Source organism: Lysobacter sp. TAF61 (genome assembly GCF_052113485.1).
Classification (GTDB): domain Bacteria; phylum Pseudomonadota; class Gammaproteobacteria; order Xanthomonadales; family Xanthomonadaceae; genus Lysobacter_J.
The window spans coordinates 541,826-548,516 of the sequence record NZ_JBFRDH010000003.1 but is presented as its reverse complement, the minus strand read 5'-3'; the positions used below and the strand labels follow the sequence as shown (position 1 = coordinate 548,516).

Annotated in this window: 7 protein-coding genes; 3 read left to right on the top strand and 4 right to left on the bottom strand. The window is 63.7% G+C overall.

The genetic code is table 11. From position 1 onward, the window contains the following. Positions 1 to 171: 171 nt before the first annotated feature. Positions 172 to 399 (bottom strand): DUF3653 domain-containing protein, encoded by a 228-nt coding sequence (locus AB4Y64_RS10160; protein ID WP_441816319.1) that lies wholly within the window; start codon positions 397 to 399, stop codon positions 172 to 174. Positions 400 to 686: 287 nt separating this feature from the next. On the opposite strand from AB4Y64_RS10160, the gene AB4Y64_RS10155 reads away from it, so the two are divergent. Further along, positions 687 to 869 carry a hypothetical protein gene (locus AB4Y64_RS10155; RefSeq protein WP_441816318.1) on the top strand — a complete coding sequence of 61 codons (183 nt, stop codon included), beginning with the start codon at positions 687 to 689 and terminating at the stop codon, positions 867 to 869. Between the two features lie 144 nt (positions 870 to 1,013). Here the strand turns inward: AB4Y64_RS10155 and AB4Y64_RS10150 are convergent, their stop codons facing one another. Next, positions 1,014 to 3,644 carry an excinuclease ABC subunit A gene (locus tag AB4Y64_RS10150; protein ID WP_441816343.1) on the bottom strand — a complete coding sequence of 877 codons (2,631 nt, stop codon included), beginning with the start codon at positions 3,642 to 3,644 and terminating at the stop codon, positions 1,014 to 1,016. Positions 3,645 to 3,907: 263 nt separating this feature from the next. Here AB4Y64_RS10150 and AB4Y64_RS10145 point away from each other — a divergent pair, with 263 nt between their 5' ends. Continuing rightward, on the top strand, positions 3,908 to 4,438 hold the full coding sequence (locus AB4Y64_RS10145) for a hypothetical protein (RefSeq protein WP_441816317.1): 531 nt from the start codon (positions 3,908 to 3,910) through the stop codon (positions 4,436 to 4,438). A 735-nt stretch (positions 4,439 to 5,173) separates the two neighbouring features. Here the strand turns inward: AB4Y64_RS10145 and AB4Y64_RS10140 are convergent. After that, positions 5,174 to 5,569: a carboxymuconolactone decarboxylase family protein gene (locus AB4Y64_RS10140; RefSeq protein ID WP_441816316.1), complete on the bottom strand. Its 396-nt coding sequence runs from the start codon at positions 5,567 to 5,569 to the stop codon at positions 5,174 to 5,176. A gap of 227 nt (positions 5,570 to 5,796) precedes the next feature. Between AB4Y64_RS10140 and AB4Y64_RS10135 the strand changes: the two genes are divergently transcribed. After that, a complete protein-coding gene (locus AB4Y64_RS10135; RefSeq protein WP_441816315.1) occupies positions 5,797 to 6,150 on the top strand; it encodes a 5-carboxymethyl-2-hydroxymuconate Delta-isomerase in 354 nt (117 codons plus the stop codon). Between the two features lie 20 nt (positions 6,151 to 6,170). Here the strand turns inward: AB4Y64_RS10135 and AB4Y64_RS10130 are convergent, their stop codons facing one another. After that, positions 6,171 to 6,665, bottom strand: a complete 495-nt coding sequence (locus AB4Y64_RS10130; RefSeq protein WP_441816314.1) for a lipocalin-like domain-containing protein — start codon at positions 6,663 to 6,665, stop codon at positions 6,171 to 6,173. Between the last annotated feature and the right edge of the window lie 26 nt (positions 6,666 to 6,691).

Genomic DNA, 6,691 nt, shown 5'->3' with positions numbered 1-6,691 from the left:
GCCGTTGTCGTCGATGATGCAAATCGACACGGAGCGCAGCGAGACATCCAAACCGGTGTAGTAGGTCATCTCATCTCTCCTGCCAAAGCCGGGGCTTTAGATTCTAGGGAGAGCTCGACCAAGCCTGGTCCGCCCGATTACCGATGCTTCTGGCCGTAAGCGGCCATTGAGCTAGTCCTTGAACATTCGAGCATGGCGCCATAGCCAGCGGTCCAGTTGGTGCGGGGCGATCCATTCGCCGCCAGGTGCGACCAACCGGGCGCCGGCCAATCGCCAGCCGGCCCAAGGGCCGTGCAGTGCCGTGTGGTTGTAGACCACTTGTTGGTGCAGTCTTGCTGCGCAATCGTTCGGGCAAGCTTTGCCCGGCTTCCAGCATGGAGGCCTAAGATTGGTGTTCATGGGTATCCCTAGGAAGGCGGCGGGGACCTTATCGGCCCCCGGCGCTTGAGCTGGATCGGACTACGCCGCGAGAGCGGGTCGGGAAGGGCCTACACGACGGGCCTTAAGCAGCAAATAGACGGCTGCACCGACCAACAGAGCACTTCGCATAATGCATATTATGTCAACTCTCCGTAGGAGTTGGCGTGGACTGCTTTCTGATGCCCTAGCGCGGCGTTTCCTTCACCACTCGCCCTGCTCTCGGCCGATATCCCGGGTCAACGCCTCATTCCCCCGGGAGCGCCCAAATGAACTACGACTTCGAAGATGACTGGTACGGGTGGGGGCTGCGAGGCCGCCACCTCGTTTCAGAGGACGGCCAACGCATGACCATCGAGCGGTTACGTGGCTTGATGTGGCGAGACAAGATGAAACTCAGACGCGCCGGTTACGCCAACCGCCGCAAGGCCGAGGAAGCCCGCAAGGCCTGAAGTGGCCCGGTCCATCGGATCCATGCCATAGCCACAAATGTTCCGGCGGCGCGGATCTACGAGTACTCGACTCACGTTCTGACTCGATGCGAGGTGTCCGCTCCAGCCGGCACGGAACATCGAGCTAAATCGCCCCGGACGGACTCAGCGTAACCACGGAGCCAGATAGGGCGCCGTTCGACTGGCCATGGTCCGGCCGACGTCGTCCGGCGTACCTGCGACCACGATGCGGCCGCCCTCCTCGCCCGCTCCTGGTCCCACGTCGACCACCCAGTCGCTGTCGGCCACGACCCGCATCTCGTGCTCGACGACGATGACGGTGTTGCCCGCATCCACGAGCCCATGCAGTTGTGCCATCAGCTTGTCGACGTCGGCCGGATGCAGACCGGTCGTCGGTTCGTCCAGCACGTACAGCGTGTCTCCGCGTTGGCTGCGCTGCAATTCGGTCGCCAGCTTGATGCGTTGCGCTTCGCCGCCGGACAGTTCCGTCGCCGGCTGGCCGAGGCGCAGGTAGCCCAGGCCGATGTCGTGCAACAGGACCAGCGGGCGATGCACCGCGGCTTCTTCAACGAAGAATGCCCGCGCATCGTCAACGGTCATGTCCAGCACCTGTGCGATGTTCTTCCCGCGCAGCTCGATCTCCAGCGTCTTTGCGTTGTAGCGACGGCCGTGACACGTCGGACACGGCGCGTAGACGCTGGGCATGAACAAGAGCTCGACGCTCACGAAGCCCTCGCCTTCGCAGGTCTCGCATCGTCCCTGCGCGACGTTGAAGGAGAAGCGGCCGGCGGCGTAACGGCGCGCCTTCGCGGCCTTCGTCGCCGCGAACAGCTTGCGGACGTGGTCGAACAAGCCCGTGTAGGTGGCGAGATTGGAGCGCGGCGTGCGGCCGATCGGCTTCTGGTCGACGTTGACCAGGCGCCGGATCGCCTCCGCGCCTGCGCCGATGCGTCCCGTGGTGCGCGCGATTAGTCCCGGTCCGGGTGGACTGTCGGTGTCGGCCTCTTCCGTCGGAGGTTCGTGCCCCAGGTGTTCGCCGACGAGTTCCACCAAGGACTGGCTCACAAGGCTCGACTTGCCGGATCCTGATACGCCGGTGACGGTGGTGAATGCGCCCAGCGGGAAGCGCACGTCCACGCCGTGAAGGTTGTTGCGGTGGATGCCGCGCAGTTCGAGCCATTGCGAAATGGCGCGGGTATCGCGACGGCGGGCGTCGCGCTTGTCGAACAGATAGCGGCGCGTATGCGATGCCTCGACCTCGCGCAGGCCTGATGGCACCCCGCTGTAAAGGACACGTCCCCCGTGCTGGCCTGCGCCGGGACCCACGTCCACCAGCCAGTCAGCGCGACGCATCAATTCGAGGTCGTGCTCGACCACGAACAACGTGTTGCCGGCCATCTTCAGCCGGTCCAGCGCGTCGTACAGTGCTTCGCTGTCGGCCGGATGCAGCCCGGCGGAAGGTTCGTCAAGCACGTACACCACACCGAACAGGTTCGAGCGAATCTGTGTGGCCAGCCGCAATCGCTGCAGTTCGCCTGGTGAAAGCGTGGGCGTCGGCCGATCCAGTGTGAGGTAGCCCAGGCCGAGCGCCTGCAACGTGCCAATGCGATCGATCAGGTCGTGCGCGATGCGCTGCGCTGCGATGCGTTTCTCTTCCGATAGATCCGGCGTGCGGCGAACGTCCGAACCGCCGGCGTGCGCCGCCCCGCCCGCCTGAACGCGCGCGGCCACGTCCCTTCGGGTGTCGGCGCGGCCCCGGGTGCGGGTTCTAGCCGGTGTGTCGAAGTGGCCATCGGCGGCGGGCCTGAGCACGTCCACGACGCGATTGATCGGCAGCTGCGACAGCGTGCCGATGTCCAGACCCGCAAAGGTCACCGACAAGGCTTCGCGCTTGAGCCTGCGCCCTTTGCACACGGGGCACGGTGCGCCAGTCATGAAACGCGACACGCGCTTCTTCATCAGCGCGCTCTGCGTGGTGGCGAAGGTGTGCAGCACGTAGCGCCGCGCGCCGGTGTAGGTGCCCATGTACGCAGGTTCCGTCTTTCGGCGCAACGCGGTGCGTGTTTCGGCAGGGGTGAAGCCGGGGTACACCGGCACCGTTGGAGTTTCCTCTGTGAACAGGATCCACTCGCGGTCCTTCTTCGGCAGCCGCGACCACGGCACGTCGACGTCGTAGCCCTGTGTGACAAGGATGTCGCGCAAGTTCTGCCCGTGCCACGCCGGTGGCCATGACGCGATGGCGCGGCCGCGGATGCTCAACGACGGGTCGGGGACCATCGACGCTTCCGTCACGTCATACACGTAGCCCAACCCGTGGCAGTTCGGACACGCGCCCTGCGGCGTGTTGGGAGAGAAGTCCTCCGCGTACAGCATGGGCTGCTTGGACGGGTACGTGCCCGCACGGGAGTACAGCATGCGAATCAGGCTGGACAGCGTCGTCACGCTGCCGACCGTGGAACGCACGTTCGGCGTGCCGCGCTGCTGCTGCAGCGCCACTGCGGGGGGCAGGCCTTCGATGGAATCCACGTCCGGCACGCCGACCTGGTTGACCAGCCGTCGCGCGTACGGCGAAAGGGATTCGAGATAGCGGCGCTGCGCCTCGGCGTAGAGGGTGCCGAACGCGAGCGACGATTTACCCGAGCCGGAGATGCCGGAGAACACCACCAGCGCGTCGCGTGGAATATCGACGTCGACATCCTGCAGGTTGTGCTCGCGCGCGCCTCGGACACGGACGAAGGCTGCGGGCGATGCGTTCTGGCGTTCGCGTCTAGACATCGATGTGAATCCAAGCATGGTTCGCGGCTGAATGGTGTGACGACCTCGAACCTCGGATGGTTTGCGCTCGAAGGTCACCAGGCTGGAGGATTGCCAATGGGTCAACGTCCGCTATCTACCGGTTGAAACCGCAGCCAATAGCCGACGTGCGGCAAGACGCAGCGCACGGTTGGCCTCGCGGAGCACCAGCCTGCGTTGGGTTCATGAGTGCGGCGGCCCCTCCAGGGTGCCGGCCGCCGCCCACCGCAAAGGAGTGCTCCGCCGTGAACGCAGCGACCGTCGCCCGCCCCTCCGCGAATCGAGACCACGCCGCCACGCGCCGCCTGGTTCGGTTCGGCTGTTACCGACGCCCGGCTGCGCAAATCACCGCATGGTCTTCGCAGTTGGTAATGCTCGCCTGTCTGGCAATTCCAGGCGCGGCACTGGGCCAACCCCAACCATTTCGCTCTGGCCCAATGGTCCAGCACTTCCTCCCGAAAGTGATCGTCAACGAGCCCAACTACGCCATCATCGAGCGCTCGTCTGGTTCCACCCGGAACAAGCTCAAGCAGGTCGAAGTTACTTGCCCCGACGGTATGCGGGCGATGTCGGCTGGATTCTCAGCGGCATCCGGGCGCGGTGAGCCCGACGACTGGCGTGTCTTCCTGTCGCAACCGACGGACGATGGCAGGGGCTGGACGGTGTTTGCCATGTTCGATGGCACAGGGGGCAAGAACGCCAACGGCGTTTCTGGTGTGCCCGCCCCGTACGAGTGGGCTCTCAGGGTTCGCATTGTCTGTGCACGAAACGCGTGAGGTGCCGCGGATGAAGCCAGGCCCAGCCATTACGCTCATCGGGCTTCTCGCGTTCGCCTGGGCGCCTGTGCCTGTCTTCGCGGCAGACCCTGCATACCAGTGTCCGACGCACTGCCGACCTGGCTACGCGCTCAGGCGCGCTACTTCAAGTGACCGCGTGTGCGTGCCAGTCGCGGTACGTGATCAAGTCAAGGCCGACAACGATGCGATTGCTTTCCGCAGGCAACACAATCGCCCCCAGCCAACCCCCGACCCGAACAGACCCGTCTCATTCCGGATTCCGTGCCAGAGCCCATACGTCTGGCGCTATGCGACAGCGAACGATTACGCCTGCGTGGACTATGACCAGCGTACCCAGGCGCAACAGGACAATGGGTTTGAAGTAAGCACGTGGCGTTGCGCTGACTATCCTTCCAAGATTGCCTGCACCGCCCCTCTTCCATCGAACTTCGGTTTCGTCATTGCCCCTGAGAACGTGCGGCCCTACCTGGGTTGCCAGGTGCAGGACGCCCCGGTGGGTACAAGCTGCGCGTGTGGCATTGAACCGTTTGGCACCTGGAACCCACCTCGCAGGATGAGTGCCAGTGGCAGCGTGATTTACCTCAAGGCCGGTCGGCCGCCCGGGCTTCCCACTTCGGAACCCTGAGCGATAGCGAGTTACGTTCCCGGCTCATCAGCCCCACCCGCCCCTCCTCTTCCGCACGAGGCAGGCGCGAGTCGAGCTGGAATGAATTCTCAGCTGCCGATCAACACGCCGCGTTCCTTGAACACCTCACGAGCAATATTGAGGGCGTTGATGGCCGAAGGAAAACCAGCGTACACGGCCATCTGAAGAATCACCTCAACGATCTCGGATGGCCGGCAGCCGACATTGAGCGCTCCATTGATGTGCACTTTCAGCTGTGGCGCGGCTGTACCCATGGCGGTGAGCGCCGCGACCGTCGCGAACTGGCGAGATCGCAGGTCCAGGCCGGGACGTGACATGACATCCCCGTACGAGAACGAGACGATCCACTCCGCCAGATCGGGAGCGATGTCCTTCAGGCTCTCCACGACCGCAGTGCCCGTGCCACCCGTGATCGCCGCAAGTGCGGCTACGCCAAGGTCGTAGCGTTCATTGTCTGTTGCCAATTGCGTGATCTCCCAGCGAACCAAGGTCGGAACGAAGCGGAGCCGCGAAGCGGGCTCGGCTTGAAGGGAGAACCATAGATGCGACCGCCGCGCCCTGCAAGAACGGACCGAAGATTCGATTCCGAAATACCAGAAATCTCCGTGAACACATTTCTTCCATCGGTTGAGCGGACTAGGATGGCCTGCGTTCGCCCCCAGCGCCTTCTTCCTCCAACCGACGAGCCGCCATGCCGCACTTCATAGTCGACTGTTCCCAGGAACTGCTTCAGATTCACAGCGAAGAAGCGATCATCACCCGCCTGCATCGAGTAGTGAACGCTTCATCGCTTTTCGAGGAATCCGACATCAAGATCCGCGTACAGCCTTTCGAGATCTACGCTGTCGGCGGTGAAAAGCAGGACTTCATCCACACGTTCGCCTGGATCATGCAGGGGCGAAGTGTCGATCAGCGTGCGGCCTTGTCGAAGGCCATCGTTACCGAGTTGGCGGCGATGTTCCCGCTGCTTCCACGCATTGCCGTGAATGTCGCCGAGTTCGAGCGGGCCACCTATTTCAACCGCGCAATGATCCCGGCTTCATAGGCTGAGGGCCCCTGCCCCGGCTATTCCTGCCTGTGCCAGACCGAGATGGGCACGCTCCCGTCGGGGCGAGGCGGCACCCGGTAACTCAGCTCGTCGCCGTCGAGCTTGTACTGACGCTTCTGCACCGTCCCTTCCCAGTTCGGGAACGAGGAACCTTCGATCGAGAACACGAGCAGATTGGCCTCGCTGTCGATCGTTACCGTTCCGTAGTGCGTGCTGCTGCCCATCACCGCGGACTTGAATTCGTCCGCGCTGCCATCGGCCTTGCTGTCGGTGGCGAAGCGGACCCGTTCGGATTTGAAGATCTGCAACGAGTAGCGGCCCTGGTCGTCCACGACGAGCCTGCCCTTCGGCCGCTCGCCATAGTCGCGCGCCAGTCCACCACCCGGCAGTACCTTGTCTGCCGCTACCAGCGTCCATGTCCCGCGCAGCGGCGACACCTTCTCGAATGAAGCGGCGTCTCGCGCCGCCAACCCGGCCAGCATTGCCAGGGTAATGCCAATAAAGCGACTCATGGGTTACTCCCGTTTGAACGATTGCA